This is a genomic window from Aeromonas sp. 603757, assembly GCF_049171255.1.
GTDB lineage: Bacteria > Pseudomonadota > Gammaproteobacteria > Enterobacterales > Aeromonadaceae > Aeromonas > Aeromonas veronii_A.
In genome coordinates this window covers 116580-133278 of sequence record NZ_JAAKOE010000009.1, presented here as the reverse complement: position 1 = coordinate 133278, position 16699 = coordinate 116580, and the positions used below count along the sequence as shown (strand labels likewise).

At 61.8% G+C, this 16699-nt stretch carries 12 protein-coding genes; 5 read left to right on the top strand and 7 right to left on the bottom strand.

Annotation, left to right across the window (positions count from 1 at the left end):
* Nucleotides 1-127: 127 nt before the first annotated feature.
* The 4 genes from G5332_RS10950 to G5332_RS10935 all read left to right on the top strand — a co-directional run bounded on the left by G5332_RS10950 (nucleotide 128) and on the right by G5332_RS10935 (nucleotide 4863).
* Complete coding sequence (locus G5332_RS10950) at nucleotides 128-1126, top strand: BMP family lipoprotein (protein WP_005340803.1); 999 nt, start codon at nucleotides 128-130, stop codon at nucleotides 1124-1126.
* Between the two features lie 85 nt (nucleotides 1127-1211).
* Nucleotides 1212-2777: an ABC transporter ATP-binding protein gene (locus tag G5332_RS10945; RefSeq protein ID WP_204380462.1), complete on the top strand. Its 1566-nt coding sequence runs from the start codon at nucleotides 1212-1214 to the stop codon at nucleotides 2775-2777.
* Nucleotides 2777-3895, top strand: a complete 1119-nt coding sequence (locus tag G5332_RS10940) for an ABC transporter permease (protein WP_421249933.1) — start codon at nucleotides 2777-2779, stop codon at nucleotides 3893-3895. The genes G5332_RS10945 and G5332_RS10940 overlap by 1 nt, the downstream gene beginning before the upstream one ends.
* 2 nt (nucleotides 3896-3897) lie before the next feature.
* On the top strand, nucleotides 3898-4863 hold the full coding sequence (locus tag G5332_RS10935) for an ABC transporter permease (protein WP_021230728.1): 966 nt from the start codon (nucleotides 3898-3900) through the stop codon (nucleotides 4861-4863).
* A gap of 268 nt (nucleotides 4864-5131) precedes the next feature.
* On the opposite strand, the gene G5332_RS10930 is transcribed toward G5332_RS10935, so the two are convergent.
* Nucleotides 5132-7123: a bifunctional 2',3'-cyclic-nucleotide 2'-phosphodiesterase/3'-nucleotidase gene (locus tag G5332_RS10930; protein ID WP_160880614.1), complete on the bottom strand. Its 1992-nt coding sequence runs from the start codon at nucleotides 7121-7123 to the stop codon at nucleotides 5132-5134.
* Nucleotides 7124-7470: 347 nt separating this feature from the next.
* On the opposite strand from G5332_RS10930, the gene G5332_RS10925 reads away from it, so the two are divergent.
* Nucleotides 7471-8412 carry a hypothetical protein gene (locus tag G5332_RS10925; protein ID WP_421311250.1) on the top strand — a complete coding sequence of 314 codons (942 nt, stop codon included), beginning with the start codon at nucleotides 7471-7473 and terminating at the stop codon, nucleotides 8410-8412.
* Between the two features lie 81 nt (nucleotides 8413-8493).
* On the opposite strand, the gene mgtE is transcribed toward G5332_RS10925, so the two are convergent.
* The 6 genes from mgtE to G5332_RS10895 all read right to left on the bottom strand — a co-directional run bounded on the left by mgtE (nucleotide 8494) and on the right by G5332_RS10895 (nucleotide 16697).
* A complete protein-coding gene (gene mgtE / locus G5332_RS10920; RefSeq protein WP_421311249.1) occupies nucleotides 8494-9918 on the bottom strand; it encodes a magnesium transporter in 1425 nt (474 codons plus the stop codon).
* Between the two features lie 146 nt (nucleotides 9919-10064).
* Nucleotides 10065-11465, bottom strand: coding sequence for a siroheme synthase CysG (cysG, locus tag G5332_RS10915; RefSeq protein ID WP_421311248.1), 1401 nt, complete (start codon nucleotides 11463-11465; stop codon nucleotides 10065-10067).
* A 12-nt stretch (nucleotides 11466-11477) separates the two neighbouring features.
* On the bottom strand, nucleotides 11478-12290 hold the full coding sequence (gene nirC, locus G5332_RS10910; protein ID WP_421259354.1) for a nitrite transporter NirC: 813 nt from the start codon (nucleotides 12288-12290) through the stop codon (nucleotides 11478-11480).
* Nucleotides 12291-12347: 57 nt separating this feature from the next.
* Nucleotides 12348-12665 (bottom strand): nitrite reductase small subunit NirD, encoded by a 318-nt coding sequence (gene nirD, locus G5332_RS10905; protein ID WP_266134980.1) that lies wholly within the window; start codon nucleotides 12663-12665, stop codon nucleotides 12348-12350.
* A 100-nt stretch (nucleotides 12666-12765) separates the two neighbouring features.
* Nucleotides 12766-15312: a nitrite reductase large subunit NirB gene (gene nirB, locus G5332_RS10900; protein WP_274160892.1), complete on the bottom strand. Its 2547-nt coding sequence runs from the start codon at nucleotides 15310-15312 to the stop codon at nucleotides 12766-12768.
* Nucleotides 15313-15608: 296 nt separating this feature from the next.
* Complete coding sequence (locus tag G5332_RS10895; protein WP_216949949.1) at nucleotides 15609-16697, bottom strand: ABC transporter permease; 1089 nt, start codon at nucleotides 16695-16697, stop codon at nucleotides 15609-15611.
* Nucleotides 16698-16699: the final 2 nt, after the last annotated feature.

The following is a 16699-nucleotide window of genomic DNA, read 5'->3' as shown; positions in this document are numbered from 1 at the left end:
CAAACGTTTTTCCCTTATCATTTGCTTGACCCGCATCGGGGCTGACTTAGAGTAAGCCTGCGTGCTAGATAGCCTGCTCTGACAGGCAAGCAAGTTCCCTCACTTAATAACAATCAAGGATACGATCGTGACTAAAGTGCTCAAGCTGGCCACTGTGGCCTCCCTCACTCTCGCTGCTCTCTCTGCTCAGGCTGCTTCCGAGCCAGCCGTCATTTATGACACCGCGGGCAAGTATGACAAATCATTCAACGAAGCCGTGTTCCGTAACGGCGTCGAGCTCTACAACAAGGACAAGGGCGTCAAGGTCAAAGAGTTTGAACCCCAGAACGAAGCCCAGCGCGAGCAGGGTCTGCGTCGTCTGGCCAGCCGTGGCAACGGCCCGATCGTGGCGGTCGGTTTCAACATGGGTTCTGCGGTAGAGAAGGTTGCGACCGAATTCCCGAAAACCCAGTTCACCATCATCGACATGGTGGTCGACAAGCCGAACGTCCAGTCCGTCATCTTCAAGGAGCATGAAGGTTCCTTCCTGGTGGGCGCGCTGGCTGCCATCGCTTCCAAGAGCGGCAAGGTCGGCTTCGTGGGCGGCATGGATATCCCGCTGATCCGCAAATTCCAGTGCGGTTACGAGCAGGGTGCCAAGTTCGTCAACCCGAAGATCGAAGTGTTCCAGAACATGGCGGGCTCTACCCCGGCCGCGTTTGCTGACCCGGCCAAAGGTGCCGAGCTGGCCAAGTCCCAGTTCGCCAAGGGCGCTGACGTGGTTTACGCCGCAGCCGGCGGTACCGGTATCGGTGTCTATCAGGCAGCCAAGGACAGCGGCAAGTTTGCCATCGGGGTGGACTCCAACCAGAACCACCTGCAACCGGGCACCATGCTGACCTCCATGGTCAAGTCTGTGGGTCTGGCCGCATACCAGACCTGGGATGACGCTGCCAAAGGCGAGTGGAAGCCGGGTATCAAGAACCTGGGTCTGGCCGAAGGCGGTGTGGATTGGGCGCTCGACAAGGACAACGAGAAGCTGATCACCCCGGAAATGAAAGCCAAGGTGGATGCCATCAAGGCTGAAATCATCGCTGGCAAGGTCAAGGTTCATGACTACATGAGCGATAACACCTGCAAATACTAATTAGATAGTTGCTACGACTCTCAACGCACCACCGGCCCGCACGGGCCGGTTTTTAGTCTTATTTCATGAAACGCAGGGCTGCATCATGGACCAGACAGATCGCTATGCCATCGAATTAAGAGGTATCGATAAGCGGTTCGGCGAAGTGTACGCCAACAAGCTGATCGACCTTAAGGTTCGCAAAGGCAGTATCCACGGCATTGTCGGCGAAAATGGCGCCGGTAAGTCCACCCTGATGAGCATCATTTATGGTTTCTACCATGCCGACAAAGGCGAGATGCTGATCGACGGGAATCCTTTCAAACCCCATGGTTCACAAGATGCGATTGCCGCAGGGGTGGGCATGGTTCACCAGCACTTCATGCTGGTCAATAACTTCACCGTATTGGAAAACGTCATCCTCGGCGCTGAGAACGGCTGGCACCTTCAGCAGAGCGTGGCGTCAGCCGAAAAGCTGCTTGGCGAACTGGCGCGGGATTATGGCCTCGACGTGCCGTTGCACGAGAAGGTTGAAGATCTGCCGGTTGGCTTGCAACAGCGGGTTGAAATTCTCAAGGCGCTCTATCGCGGTGCCCGCATCCTGATCCTCGACGAGCCGACCGGGGTACTGACCCCGCAAGAGGCGGATCACCTGTTCGAGGTGCTGAAAAAGCTGCGGGATCAGGGGGCGACCATCATCCTCATCACCCACAAGCTGCGGGAGATCCTGGCCATTACCGATCAGGTTTCCATCATGCGCCGTGGCGAGATGGTGGCGCACGTCGCCACCAAGGATACCGACAAGGAGCAGCTGGCCGAACTGATGGTGGGCCGCAAGGTGCGCCTCAAGGTCGACAAGGGGCCAACCCAGCCCGGTGAAGCCAAGCTGAAGATCGAAGGGCTCAGCTATTTCGACGCCAGCAAGGTGGAGCGGGTCAAATCGGTCAGCTTCGAGGTGCGGGCCGGTGAAGTGGTCGGCATCGCCGGGGTCTCCGGCAACGGTCAGTCCGAACTGCTCAGCCTGCTTGGCGGCATTCTCAAACCGAGCAAGGGCTGCTTCACCATCAGCAGCCGCAGCGGCGTGCACAAGGTGAGCGCGGAGCACCCGGCCGATCCCGAACTGGTGCGCAACTACGGCCTCGGCCATGTGCCGGAAGACAGGCACAAGATGGGGCTGATCAACCGCTTCGAGGCGAAAGAGGCCTTTATCCTCGGTTATCACCGCCGTCCGCAATACAACAAGGGGTGGCTGCAGAACAAGGAGGCGATCCAGCAGGATTGTCAGGCCAAGATGGAGAAGTGGGACGTGCGCCCGCCCCATCCCGATCACAAGACCGCCAACTTCTCCGGTGGCAACCAGCAGAAGCTGGTGATCGCCCGTGAAGTTGAGCAGGACCCGGATGTGCTGTTGATCGGCCAGCCGACCCGCGGGGTCGATATCGGCGCCATCGAGTATATCCACCAGCAGATCATCGCCATGCGTGACAAGGGCAAGGCGGTGCTGCTGGTCTCGGTGGAGCTGGACGAGATCATGAGCCTCGCTGACCGGATTCTGGTGATTGCCGATGGTCGCATCGTCGGCGAGCTGGATGGTGCCAAGGCGGATGAGCGCACCATTGGTCTGATGATGGCGAACATAGTGCCGGACGAAGTTGCCAAGGAGGCCCACTGATGAGCCAAGTACGTATTCCTGCCTGGGTCTCCGTAGGCGTCTTGTCTGCGGTCAACATCCTGCTGGCCTTCCTGGTGTCGGCCATTCTGTTCTACTACCTCGACATCAACCCGGTCGATGCCGCCAAGATCATGTGGTACGGCGCGTTTGGCTCTGGTGAAGGGGTCGGCTTCACCCTCTACTACGCAACCGGCTTTATCTTTACCGGTCTGTCGGTGGCGGTCGCCTTCCACGCCGGTCTGTTCAACATCGGTGGCGAAGGTCAGGCCTATATCGGCGGTCTCGGTGTCGGTCTGGTCTGTCTGATGCTCGGCGATGTGCTGCCGTTTGCCCTGCTGTTGCCGCTCTCCATCATTGCCGGTGGTCTGTTTGGTGCGGCCTGGGCCTTTATTCCGGCCTGGCTGCAAGCCAAGCGCGGCAGCCATATCGTGATCACCACCATCATGTTCAACTTCATCGCCGCCTCGCTGATGGCCTATCTGCTGGTGGAGGTGTTCAAGCCGCCCGGCTCGATGGCGACCGAGAGCAAGGTGTTTGCCGAGGCAAGCTGGCTGCCCAAGATGAGCGGGCTGGCGAGCCTGTTCGGGATGGAGATCCCCAACAGCCCCCTTAACATCAGCTTCTTCTGGGCGCTGATCTGTGCGGCGCTGGTGTGGGTCTTTATCTGGCACACCCGCTGGGGCTACGAGATCCGCTCGGTCGGGGCCAGCCAAAGCGCCTCCGCCTACGCCGGTATCTCCTATCCCAAGGTGGTGATCCTGGCGATGGTCATCTCCGGCATGCTGTCGGGCTTCTTTGCCCTCAACGTGCTGCAGGGTGAGCTGCACCAGATCAAGCTCAACTTCGTGGAAGGGTTCGGCTTCACCGGTATCGCGGTGGCGCTGATGGGGCGCAACCATCCGGTCGGCGTCATCATCGCCAGCCTGCTGTTCGGTTTCCTCTATCAAGGGGGCGCCGAGCTCAGCTTCGAGTTCGGTGTCGACCGCAACATCGTGGTGGTGTTGCAGGGTCTGGTGATCCTGTTCTGTGGCGCCCTTGAGCACATGATGCGTCCGCGCATCGAGCAGCTCTATCTGGCGTTTGCCAACCGCTCAGCCGCACAAGCTAAAGGAGTCTGATCATGTTTGAAATTCTGATCCTGATGCTGGATGCGACCATTCGAACTGCGCCGCCGCTTATTCTCGCCGCCATGGCGGGCATGTTTTGCGAGCGCTCCGGGGTGGTCAATATCGCGCTGGAAGGCAAACTGCTGGCGGCAGCGTTCGCCAGTGGCGCGGCGGCGGCGGTCTCCGGTTCTGCCTGGATAGGTCTGGGTGCTGGGGTGGGTGTCTCCATCCTGTTTGCCTTGATGCACGGCTTTGCCACCATCACCCACCGCGGTGATCAGGTGGTGAGCGGTATGGCCATCAACATTCTGGCGGCCGGTCTGACCGTAACCCTGGGCCGTTACTGGTTCGATCAGGGTGGCCAGACCCCGGCGCTCTCCGGTGATGCCCGTTTCGCCCCCATCGATCTGCCCTATGCCAAGGAGTTGTGGGATGTGCCGGTGATCGGCCAGCTCTACAGCGAGCTGTTGAGCGGCCACTCCCTGCTGGAGTACGTGGCCTTCGCCTGCGTACCGCTGGCCTGGTGGGTGATGTTCCGTACCCGCTTCGGTCTGCGTCTGCGGGCGGTGGGTGAGGCGCCCGCTGCGGTCGATACCGCCGGTATCTCTGTGGTGCGGATGCGCTACACCGCGCTCCTCATCGGCGGCCTGCTGGCCGGTATCGGTGGCACCTATCTGGCGGTGGCCCAGACGGCCCAGTTCATCCCCAACATGAGTGCGGGCAAGGGCTTTATGGCGCTGGCTGCGCTGGTGTTCGGCAAGTGGCGCCCCTGGAATGCCATGGCTGCCTGTCTGCTGTTCGGTTTTCTCGATGCGGTCGCCATCCGCCTGCAAGGGGTCAGCATCGGTGGCTTCGCCATTCCGGTGCAGGCCATCGAGGCTCTGCCCTACATCCTGACCGTGTTCCTGTTGGCCGGTTTTATCGGCCGCGCCGTGGCGCCGAAGGCACTTGGTACCCCCTATGTGAAGGAGCGGGAGTAGCGCCCTTTATCGCGATACTCCCACCCACGCAAATAACAGCAGGCCCACTTCGGTGGGCCTGTTTTTTTTATGGGCGGGATAGGGCAGACCAGCCGGGATCTGGATGGTGTGATAGAGGGGGGATGATGGCGTGAAGGGATAAATGGGATGCGCGAGTTGCTACGGGTAGCGGCTGGCGTACAGGCGCTGGCCCCTCCGCCAGCACCATCAAAAACCCCCTCGTATCAGGAGGGGGTTGCAGAGGTTATTGCCGGATTAACCCTGAGGCTCAGGGAGCCAGCACCAGCTTGTAGACGCCAAAGCCGGGGTGTTTGGCATCGGTGGGCGGCAGGGTCTCCACATAGTTCAGCTTGCCGCCGGTTAGGGCTTGCGCTTCGCTGCGTGGCGAGCTGTAGATGCGCAGATCCAGATTGGCGGGCAGGGGGGCCAGCTGCCAGTTGTTGTCTGCCGGGGGCTCGAAACCGGCCGGATTCTTCTCTGCCAGATCCTTGAGGTATTCGGAGAGCACTTCGCGGGTTTCGAACTGATCTTCATGGACGATCACCTTGGCGTTGATGCCCGGGAAGTTGCCACCACCGCTGGCGCGGTAGTTGTTGGTCACCACGTAGAACATCTGGGTCGGGTCGATTGCCTTGCCCTGATAGGTGAGGTTGGTGATGCGGTAGCTGTCGCTCACCTTGTTGCCATCCACATCGTAACGGGCAGGTTTGGTCACATCGACCTGATAGTTCACTCCGTCGATCACGTCGAAGTTGTAGGTGCGGTACTTCTCGTTCACCAGCCACTGGGTAGCGGTGCTGGCGGCATCGATCTTGTTGAACTGGACGGCGCTCTTCTCCAGCCACTCCTGTACGGTCGCGCCATTGATGGCGACCACCTGCAGGGTGTTGGGGTAGACATAGAGGTCGGCCACGTTGCGCAGGGAGATATCGCCAGCCGGTACATAGGTGAAGTCGGTCGGACCGTTGCGACCGCCACGGAATGGCGCGGCGGCGGAGAGGATGGGCCATTTCTCCTTGAGCTGACCATCCTGTTGCAGTTTCTTGGCGTGCCACAGCTGGGCGTCGCTGACGATCTGGATGGAGGGGTCATCCTGCACCAGTGCGAAGAAGCTGTGGATCGGCTTGGTGATCTTGCTGAGGGGCTCGTCCAGCCACTGGTTGGCCTGCTCGTGCTCGGCAATGACCTGATCGACTACCGCCTGATCTTCGGTGCTGCTGGCGCTGCTGTCGATTTTGCGCAGCTGGGACTGGCTGGAGGCCACTTCCCAGCGACCCTCTTTCCAGGTCATGTGCAGGTCGATGATGCCGAGGTGGTTGCCCCAGACGCCCGGCATCACGGTCGGTACGCCCGCCAGAGTGCCTTTCTCGTTGTCCACATCGGTCATGTTGGGGTAATCGCCCGGGAAGGTGCGGTGGGCGTGGCCCAGCAGCAGGGCATCGACCCCCTTCACCTTGGCCAGCGGCAGGGCTGCGTTCTCCATCATGGGTTCTCGCGGGTCACCTATGATGCCGGTGTGAGCCACGACCACGACGATGTCAGCGCCCTTGGCGCGGATTTCGGGTACATAGTGCTCGGCGGTCTCGACCATATCGGCCACCACCACCTTGCCTTCCAGATTGCGCTTGTCCCACTGGGTGATCTGGGGCGGAGTCAGGCCCAGCACCCCGACCTTGATGGTCTGGGTATTGCCGTTGGCATCCTTCACCTGACGATCCAGCACCACATAGGGTTTGAACTTCTGCTTGCTCCAGTCGATGGTGCCCTTGCCATCACGGCTGAAGGCATCGGCCTGGAAGACGTTGGCGTTGATGTAGGGGTAGTTGGCCCCTTTCAGGGTCTCTGAGAGGAAGTCGAGACCGAAGTTGAATTCGTGGTTACCCAGGTTGCCGACATCATAGCTCATGGTGTTGAGCGCCTTGATGGCGGGGTGGGTCTGCTTGCTCAGCCACTGCTGTTTGACCTGCTGGTCGTGGATATAGTCGGCCAGCGGGGTGCCCTGGATCAGGTCGCCGTTGTCGATCAGCAAGTTGTTGGCGTTCTCTTCGCGGGCCTTGCGGATCAGCACAGCGGTGCGGGCGAAGCCCAGCGAGGCATCCGGCTTGTTCTGGTAGTAGTCGTAGCTCAGCAGGTTGGAGTGGATATCAGAGGTTTCGATTAGCCGCAGGGTGAGATCACCGGGGGCCTGAGAGTTGTTGTCATCACAGCCGGACAGCAAAAAGATAACTGCCACCGCGCTCAGTTTGAGGGTGGTTTTCATCGTTGGATTCTCTTGTTATGGGTATGCCAGCGTGGTGCATTCTATCGACAGCAAAAGAATCCTATTGTGAGCAGGCTGGCAATTCGGGCTAATTACCCTCCTGTTAATAGAGTTATGACTCTGATTTTAATCTGTTTTTTCGGGTGGCACCCTCGCTGCTTTTCCGCCGTTAGTCACCCTGTCGTTACCGCAGTGCGGTCGGGGCAAGCTGCGCGGCCTGCCGTTCCTGCGAGGCTGTAATGGTTGGTTACAGATCTCCATTCGACTGATAGATGACCTTTCCCTTAAATTCAGCGGCGATTGATTGCATCTAAAAATTACAAAGCGACAGCAAGGAATAAAAACTCATGAAAATGCACAACAAAGCGCTGCTGGCCATCGCCTGCGCCGCCGCCCTGTCTGCCTGTGACAGCGAAAAAGCTGCCAACAGTATCGCCAAGCGGGTGCCGCTGGCTCTGCCGGAGGCGGGTCTTTACCATGCGAATCTGCTGAGCCGCGACGGCGACAAGGCGACGCCGCGCATGATCAAGGATCTGGATGGTCTGGCGCTGGTCTACCCGAAGGGTGAAACCGTGCAGTACTGGGGTGTCTGGGTGGATCATCAGGTGGGCAAGGTCGAGACCAACAGCCAGTGGCTGGGTCAGGCTGACCAGAAAGCCGACAAAGACGGGATCTACCCGGTGCAGTTGATCCGCAACAGCGAGCGGCTCGGTACCAGCACGGCGCTCAGCTCGGTGACCAACGACCACAACCTCATCACCTTCCAAGATCAGCCGGTCATCGATCTGCAGGGCAAGGAGATCAAGCGCTGGGTTTTTGATTTCACTCGCACCGGCACCAAGTTCTCCGACAATTCCCCCATCTATTCCGGTTTCAGCGGTCATGTGGCGGTGACGGCCCTGACCACCAAAGCGGTGACCACGGCCAGCTGGAGTGCCACGGACAGCGATGGCTTCAGCAGCGACATGGTGGGCAAGGTGGATACCACCAACAACGGCGGCAAGCTGACGGTGGCGATCGAGTTTCCGGCGGCAGGTTGTACGCTGGTGGGCGAGGGGAGTGCCACTGCCGGGTTGAGCAAGCTGACCATGACCGGGTTTGGCAAGTGCAACTTCAAGCAATCCGCTGCCGCCACGCCGATCGAAAACCTCTGGAATGCAGCTCTGGCCCGGGGGATGGATAACAGCGTCGCCTATGTCACCACCTATACCACGGATGCCAAAAAAGAGGCGCTGGTCATCGGCTTCCCCGACACCAATGGCTTGCTGATCACCGCTGACAAGCGATAAGCAGCCCAACGGCAGGGGCGTGCAAACGCGCCTGAAACAACAAGGGAGCCAGTGGCTCCCTTGTTGTTTTCAACGCACGGTTTACAGCAGGAACAGGGTCGCCAGCCCGAGGAAGATAAAGAAGCCACCGGTGTCGGTGATGGCGGTGATCATCACGCTGGCACCGACTGCCGGGTCGCGGCCGAGGCGGGTCATGGTCATGGGGATAATCACCCCCATCAACGCCGCCACCAGCAGGTTGAGCATCATGGCCAGGGTCATCACGGCGCCGAGTGCCGCATCCTGATAGAGCAGATAGGTGGCGATGCCCATGGTGCCGCCCCACACCAGCCCGTTGATGAAGGCGACCCCGAGTTCCCGCAGCAGCAGGAAGGAGAGGTTGCCAGCCTGAATGTGCTGCAGCGCCAGCGCCCGCACTATCATGGTGATGGTCTGGTTACCGGTGTTGCCGCCGATCCCGGCGACGATGGGCATCAGGGCCGCCAGCGCCACCAGTTGGGAGATGGTGTGCTCGAACAGGCCGATCACCCGCGAGGCGACAAAGGCGGTGCAGAGGTTGATGGCGAGCCAGGCCCAGCGGGTCTTGACCGCCTTGGAGACCGGGGCAAACACGTCTTCATCCTCGCTGATACCCCCCATCCGGCGCAGGTCGGTGTCGCTCTCCTCATAGACCAGATCCACCACCTCTTCGACGGTGAGGCGGCCCATCAGCTTGCCCTTGCCATCCACCACGGCGGCGGAGAGCAGGTCATCCCGCTCGAAAGTGCGGGCGGCCGCTTCATCGTTATCCTCCGGATCGAAGGTGACCGGATCCTGCTCCATCACCGCATTCACCCGGGTGTCCGGCTTGTGCAGCAGCACCATGGTGAGCGGCAGCTCCCCCAGCAGGTGGTTGCGCCGGTCGATGACGAACAGCTTGTCGGTGTTGGCGGGGATCTTGCCGCGCAGGCGCAGATAGCGCTGCACGGTGGCGAGCGTCACCTCGGGGCGGATGGTGATGATCTCGAAATCCATCATGGCGCCGACGGTGTGCTTGCCGTAGCGGATCACCTCGCGCACCCGATCCCGGTCGGCGGGGGCCATGTAGGTGAGCAGCCGTCCCATCAGGTTGCGCGGCAGATATTGGCCCAGATAGATCTGATCGTCGATGTCGAGGGTGCGCAGGGCATCGAGCAGCTCTTTGTCGCTCATGCCGCTGATGAGGCTGTCCCACACCGTCTCCGACGCCTCGACCAGAGTCTGGCCGCGCTTCTCTTCACTCACCAGCGCCCACAACACGTGGCGCTCATCCGGCGGCAGCGACTCCAGCGCATCGGCGACGTCGGCGGCGGGCAGGCTGTTGACCAGCCGGGTCAGCTCGCAGGTCTGGTCGCGCTGTTCGGCATCCTGTACTGCCTGCGGATCGAGCAGGCTGTCGGTGAGGGCGTCATCGCGCAGCAGCAGGGTGAGAATGCGGGATCTGTCTTCCGCACGCTGCCGGGCGCTGTTTTTGATGGGAAGAGACATGAAGAGGTTCCTGAGCTGGTGGCCACGGGGCCGAATAGCCATAGGATACCAGACTTAAAACAACAGGTTATGACCGTGATGGGAGAAGAGGGAGGTAAAAGTGAGGCCACCTGCTGGTGGCCTCATGATCGTTTGACGAGGAGCCCTCAGGCGAGGGCTCGCTGAGGCTGTGGTGCCGCGCCAAACCAGGCGAGCCGGTCGGCCAGCGTTACCACAGATCCCACCATGATCAGCGCCGGGCTCTCGACCCCCATCGCCAGCGCGGGCAGCTCATCGAGGGTGCCGCGAATAACCCGTTGGCAGGGTTGGGTGCCGCGCTCGATCAGCGCCACCGGGGTGTTGCTCGCCTTGCCGTGAGCCAGCAACTGCTCGCGGATGGTGGCGCAGGAGGAGAGCCCCATGTAGAACACCAGAGTCTGCCGATCTTTGGCCAGCAGCGGCCAGTCGAGATCCCGGGCGCCACCCTTGCCGTGGGCGGTAACGAAACGGACGCTTTGGGCGTGGTCGCGGTGGGTGAGCGGAATGCCGGCGTAGGCGGCGCAGCCGCTGGCCGCGGTGATGCCGGGCACCACCTGAAAGCCGATGCCTGTGCCAACCAGCGTCTCCAGCTCCTCGCCGCCACGGCCGAAGATAAAGGGGTCGCCCCCCTTCAGTCGCACCACCCGCTGCCCCTTCTTCGCCTCCTCCAGCAACAGCTGGTTGATCCCCTCCTGCGGTACGCAGTGGTTGCCCGCCTGCTTGCCGACGAAGATGCGTTTGGCATCGCGGCGCACCAGCGCCATCACCTCGTCCGAGACCAGCCGGTCATAGACCACCACGTCCGCCTGCTGCATCTGGCGCAGGGCGTGCAGGGTGAGCAGACCCGGATCGCCGGGGCCAGCCCCCACCAGCACCACTTCGCCAGCGGTGTTGCATTCGTCGGCAAACAGGCTGTCGGCCAGTTGATTGGCAGAGGCACTATCACCGCGGGCCAGTGCTTGGCCGAGCCGATCCGCCCCGAGCAGCCGCTCCCAGAAGCGACGCCGCTCCCCCATGCTGGCGAAGCGGGCCTTGACCCGCTCCCGCAGGCTGCCGGCGAAGGCCGCGACGGCGCCCAGATGCTGGGGCAGCAGGGCTTCCAGTTTTTCCCGCAGCAAGCGAGCCAGCACCGGCGCCTTGCCACCGGAGGAGATGGCCACCATCAGCGGTGAGCGGTCGATGATCGATGGCATGATGAAGCTGGAGCGTTTCGGGTCATCCACCACGTTGGCAAAGATCCGCGCCCGGTTGGCGCTCTGGTAAACCAGCGCATTCACCTCGCGCCGATCGGTGGCGGCCACCGCAAGCCACTTGCCCGCCAGTTGCTCCGGCGCAAATTCACCGGCCAGCCACTCGATGCTGCCGTTGGCAGCCAGTTCCGCCAGCTCGGGGTCGAGCTCGGGCGCGACCACAGTGAGGCGAGCACCGGCATCCAGCAGCAGGCGCGCTTTGCGCTCCGCCACCTCGCCGCCGCCGACCAGCAGCACGGGTTTGTTGTCGAGTCGGCAAAAGATGGGCAAGTAGTCCATGGGGCCTCCTGATCAGGCGGTTCGGGTCTGGTTGGCAGTGCTGGTGGTCTCGCTCACCGCGACCGGGCGCTCAGCCTTGGGGGTGGCATACCAGTAGCCGAGGCCCATAAAGAGGGCGCCGGAGACGGTGTTGCCCAGGGTCACCCACAGCAGGTTGTGGCCGATGCCGCTCAGGGTGTAGGCCTCCGAGTGGGCGCCAAACCAGGAGAGGGCGAACAGGGTCATGTTGGCGATGGAGTGTTCGTAGCCGGAGGCGATAAAGGCGAGCAGGCACCACCAGATGGCGATGAAGCGGGCGGCTCCTTCGGTGCGCAGCGCCATCCAGATGGCGAGGCAGACCAACCAGTTGCAGAGGATCCCCTTCATAAACAGGGTCAGGGCCGGAGCCTGGGTCTTGGCCAGCGCCACCTTGTGGGCCAGACTGCCCGCGTCCGGCAGCAGGCTGCCGCCGTAGGAGTAGATCAGAGCCACCACAACGGAGCCAATCAGATTGCCCGCCCAGGTCTGCGGCAGGATACGCAGCAGGTCGGCCATGGTGATCTTGCCCGTCTTCACCCCGAAGGTGAGGAACATGGTGTGGCCGGTGAACAGCTCGGAGCCGGCGATGATGACGAGCGTCAGGGCGATGCCGAAGGTGGCCCCCATCACCAGCGGTCGGATGCTCGGATCCACCAGATTGCCGAGGGTGAAGATGAGGATGATGCCGAGGCCCACATAGGCCCCCGCCATGGCGGAGCTGAGCCAGAAGCCGAGCTTGTCGCTGCGCTCGAAGCGGTTGATGCGGGCCGCGTTGGCGGCGCACTTGTTGATGGTTTCCGTGTACATCTTGTGAGTCCTTGAAAGGGCTGCCCTCTGGCAGCCCGAAAGAGAGTGAATTTGGCTTTAGACGGCGACCCAGACCAGCTGGTCGCGCACTTCAACGGGGTAGCTTTGAACCGACATCGCAGGGTTGTCGAAACAGTGGCCATCGCTCAGGCGAAAGCGCTGCTTCTTGAGCGGGCTGGCGACCCAGAGCTCGCCGTCGTGTTCGCAGATCAGGCCCCGCGACAGCACGTTGGCGGCGAAGAAGGGATCCCGGTTGTCGATGGCGAACACCTCGGCCGCCGCGCTCGGGCGGAACAGGGCGATCTGACGACCCTCAATGAGTGCACAGACGCCGGTTCCCGGCAGGATGTCGTTGAGTTGGCAGGCAAGTTTCATCGTTTAATCTCCACCTCGAGTTGGATGGACTGGCTATCGAGCAGGGCGCAAACGTCCATGCAGCCCGGCAGGATGTCGTTGAGTTGGCAGGCTAATTTCATCATTTGGTCTCCACCTCGATCTGGTAGACGGGGATGCGCTCGGCCGGAGTGGCGGGTCTGTGCTGGTCGCGCTCGCTGACGAACTGCACGTCCGGATCGCGCTTGTCGCTGTTGATGAAGTGGCTGAAGCGCTTGAGCGCCTCCTCTTCGTTGAGGGTGCGCGACCATTCGCACTCGTAGCTGTCGATGAGGGTCTGGATATCGCGCTCCAGCGTCTCGGCCAGTCCCAGCTTGTCGTCGACGATCACCTCGCGCAGGTAGTCGACACCCCCTTCCAGATTGCCGAGCCAGACCGATGTGCGCTGCAGTTTGTCGGCGCTGGTGACGTAGAACATCATAAAGCGGTCGATCAGCTTGATGAGGGTTTCGCGGTCAAGGTCAGAAGCCAGCAGATCGGCGTGGCGCGGTTTCATGCCGCCGTTGCCGCCCACATAGAGGTTCCAGCCCGCATCGGTGGCGATGATGCCGACATCCTTGCCCTGGGCTTCCGCACATTCGCGGGTACAGCCGGAGACGCCGAACTTCATCTTGTGCGGGGTGCGAATCCCCTTGTAGCGGTTCTCGAGGAAGACCCCGAGGCCAACGCTGTCCTGCACGCCGAAGCGGCACCAGGTGCTGCCGACACAGGTCTTGGCCATACGCAGCGCCTTGGCATAGGCCTGACCTGTCTCGAATCCGGCTGCCAGCAGCTTGCGCCAGATGGCGGGCAGGTCATCCTTCTGAGCCCCGAACAGGCCGATGCGCTGGGCGCCGGTGATCTTGGTGTAGAGCTTGTAGTCGCGGGCCACTTCGGCCACCGCCAGCAGCCCTTCCGGGGTCACTTCACCGCCGGCCATGCGCGGGATGACGGAGTAGCTGCCGTCCTTTTGCATGTTGCCGAGGAAGATGTCGTTGGTGTCCTGCAGTGGGATGTTGCGCGGGCTCAGCACATGCTCGTTCCAGCAGGAGGCGAGGATGGAGCCGACGGTCGGTTTGCACACCTCACAGCCATAGCCCTGACCGTGCTTGGCCAGCAGCTCGTCGAAGCTCTTGATCCCCTCCACCTTGACCAGATGGAACAGCTCCTGACGGGAGTGGGGGAAGTGGGCGCAGAGGTGGTTGTTGACCTCGATGCCCTGCTTCACCAGCTCGGCGTTGAGTACCTGACTGATGAGCGGCACACAGCCGCCGCAGCCGGTTCCGGCCTTGGTGTGCTGCTTGATGGCGGCCAGGGTGGTGTGACCCTCGGCCACCGCCTGAGCGATGTCGCCTTTGGAGACGTCAAAGCAGGAGCAGATCTGGGCGCTTTCCGGCAGGGCATCCACCCCCAGCGTCGGTTTGGCTCCGGCGTAGGCGGGCAGGATCAGGGTGTCCGGGTGGCTCGGCAGCGGCAGGGCGTTGAGCATCATCTGCAGCAGGTTGCCGTAATCTTCCACGTCACCCACCAGCACGGCGCCGAGCAATCGGCTGTTGTCTTCGCTCACCACGATCTTCTTGTAGACGCCAGCCTGATCGTCCTGAAACACATAGCTGTGGCTGCCCGGGGTGCGGCCGTGAGCATCGCCGATGGAGCCGACGGAGACGCCGAGCAGTTTCAGCTTGGCGCTCATGTCTGCCCCTTCGAAGCGGCTGTCACCGCCGAGCAGATGGTCGACGGTGATCTGGGCCATCTTGTAGCCCGGCGCTACCAGCCCGAAGAAGCGGCCCTGCCAGGCGGCGCACTCGCCGATGGCATAGATGTCGGGGTCTGAGGTGAGGCAGTGATCGTCGATGACGATGCCGCCGCGCTCGGCGATGGCGAGATCACCGTAACGGCCGAGGGTATCTTGCGGGCGAATGCCGGTGGAGAAGACCACTACGTCTACTTCCAGCTGGCTGCCATCGGCAAAGGCGAGGCGGTGTTTCGCCTGCTCACCGCCATGCATCAGGATCTCGCTGGTGCTCTTGCTGGTGTGCACCTGCACGCCCATGGATTCAATCTTGCGGCGCAGCAGCTGGCCGCCCTGACCGTCGAGCTGCTCGGCCATCAGTACCGGAGCAAACTCCACAACGTGGGTCTCGAGACCCAGCGCCTTGAGGGCACCGGCCGCTTCGAGGCCAAGCAGGCCGCCCCCGATCACCACCCCGCTCTTGCCACTCCTGGCGGCGCTGCGAATGGCTTTCAGATCCTCGATGGTGCGGTAGACGAAGCACTCGTGGTGCTGACTGCCCGCAATGGGCGGCACCCAGGGGTAGGAGCCGGTGGCCAGCACCAGCTTGTCGTACCCGACCACAGTGCCCTTGTTGGAGTGCACTTCGCGGTTGGCCCTGTCGATTTTTTTCACCGCTTCGCCGAGCAGCAGGCGGATGCCGTGCTTGTCGTAGAAGCCGGGTTTGACGAGGGAGAGATCTTCGCTGGTGTGATGGGAGAAGTAGGAGGAGAGATGGACGCGATCGTAGGCGGGACGGGGTTCTGCACCGAAGACGGTGATCTCGTAGCGGCCCGGCTCGGCCCGCTCGATCAACTCTTCGATGAAGCGGTGCCCCACCATGCCGTTGCCCACAACGACCAGTCTGACTTTGCTCATGATTGCCTCTAGTTTGGAGTAATAAAACATCATTCTGGGGCTAGGCTACCCAGTCAGTCGGGGCGGGCAATTGATGCAAATCAAGTGTCTATTTATATATCTCATCAGGGGTAATTCGATAAAATTCAAAGATATACAAAAATAGGTATACCAGTTGATGATTTCTGCGCTGGCTTGGAGTGAGGGATGGTGGAGGGAAAGCCCGGTTTACCCACGGCCGGGGAGTGAAAACTTCTGGCGGAAAATGGCCGGCCTCGCACTGGGCGAGACCGGCATCAGCTGAACAAGGTGGCGCGTCAGGCGATATGGCGGCGGAACATGGCGAGCGCTAGCGACAGGGTGACGCCGGCGATGGCGAGCAGCGGCCAGAGCAGGGGCCAGGCGGCCGACCAGTCAAACCCCTTGAGGAAGACCCCCTTGAGCAGCACGATGAAGTGGGTGAGGGGGTCGATGGCCGCCAGCCACTGGAACACCTGCGGCATGTTCTCCACCGGCGAGATGTAGCCCGAGAGGATCACCGCCGGGACGGTGAAGGAGAAGACCCCGAGAAAGGCCTGCTGCTGGGTCGAGCAGAACGACGAGATGAAGAGCCCGATCCCGGCCAGTGCCAGCCCGTAGCAGACCATGCCCGCCATCAGCAGGCTGAGGCTGCCGGCAAAGGGGAGGTGAAAGACAAAACGGGCGGCCAGCGCGACTATGCACCCTTGCCCCACCGCCACCATGATGCCGGGCACCGCCTTGCCCGCCATGATCCAGCCCGCGGTGAGGGGGGAGACCAGCAGCTGATCGAAGGTGCCCTCTTCCCGCTCCCGCGCGACCGAGAGGGCGGTGACAATCAGGCAGCCAGTGGTGGTGATGATGGCCACCAGCGCTGGCAGGATATGCCAGTGGAACTCGACGTTGGGGTTGTAGAGGTTGCGTACCGCCAGCTCGGGTTGCCCCTTGCCCTCACTTTGCCAGCGGGCGATCACCTGACTGATGTAGCCAGCCGCCACCTGACCACCGTTGGAGCGGCGTCCGTCGATGATCAGCTGTACCTTGGCCTGTTCGCCCCGTGCCAGCCGGCGCGAAAAATCGCCCGGAATAATCAGCCCGAGCAGTGCCTGTTGCCCGGTGATGGCCTCGGTCATGCCCGCCTCGCCTTGTACCGGGATGATGGTGGTAAAGGCGGGCATATGGGTGAGGCGCTCCAGCAGCTCGCGGCTCTGGGCACCGCCATCCTGGTTGTAGATGGCCAGCGTGTTGCCGGTCACCTCCAGAGTGGCGGCGAACGGGAAGAGGGCGGTCTGCAGCAGCACCGGCATGATGAGCAGAAAGCGCCCCTGAGTATTGCCCATCAGGGCCTGCAGCTCTTTTCGGATCAGCCACCAGAGTCGGATCAGCATGG

Bases quoted from the DNA above. Each gene is read 5' to 3' on its own strand.
- cysG (WP_421311248.1), bottom strand. From the start codon at position 11,465: ATGGACTACTTGCCCATCTTTTGCCGACTCGACAACAAACCCGTGCTG.
- mgtE (WP_421311249.1), bottom strand. From the start codon at position 9,918: ATGTCTCTTCCCATCAAAAACAGCGCCCGGCAGCGTGCGGAAGACAGA.
- G5332_RS10930 (WP_160880614.1), bottom strand. From the start codon at position 7,123: ATGAAAACCACCCTCAAACTGAGCGCGGTGGCAGTTATCTTTTTGCTG.
- G5332_RS10925 (WP_421311250.1), top strand. From the start codon at position 7,471: ATGAAAATGCACAACAAAGCGCTGCTGGCCATCGCCTGCGCCGCCGCC.
- G5332_RS10895 (WP_216949949.1), bottom strand. From the start codon at position 16,697: ATGCTGATCCGACTCTGGTGGCTGATCCGAAAAGAGCTGCAGGCCCTG.
- G5332_RS10935 (WP_021230728.1), top strand. From the start codon at position 3,898: ATGTTTGAAATTCTGATCCTGATGCTGGATGCGACCATTCGAACTGCG.
- nirD (WP_266134980.1), bottom strand. From the start codon at position 12,665: ATGAAACTTGCCTGCCAACTCAACGACATCCTGCCGGGAACCGGCGTC.
- G5332_RS10940 (WP_421249933.1), top strand. From the start codon at position 2,777: ATGAGCCAAGTACGTATTCCTGCCTGGGTCTCCGTAGGCGTCTTGTCT.
- G5332_RS10945 (WP_204380462.1), top strand. From the start codon at position 1,212: ATGGACCAGACAGATCGCTATGCCATCGAATTAAGAGGTATCGATAAG.
- nirC (WP_421259354.1), bottom strand. From the start codon at position 12,290: ATGTACACGGAAACCATCAACAAGTGCGCCGCCAACGCGGCCCGCATC.
- nirB (WP_274160892.1), bottom strand. From the start codon at position 15,312: ATGAGCAAAGTCAGACTGGTCGTTGTGGGCAACGGCATGGTGGGGCAC.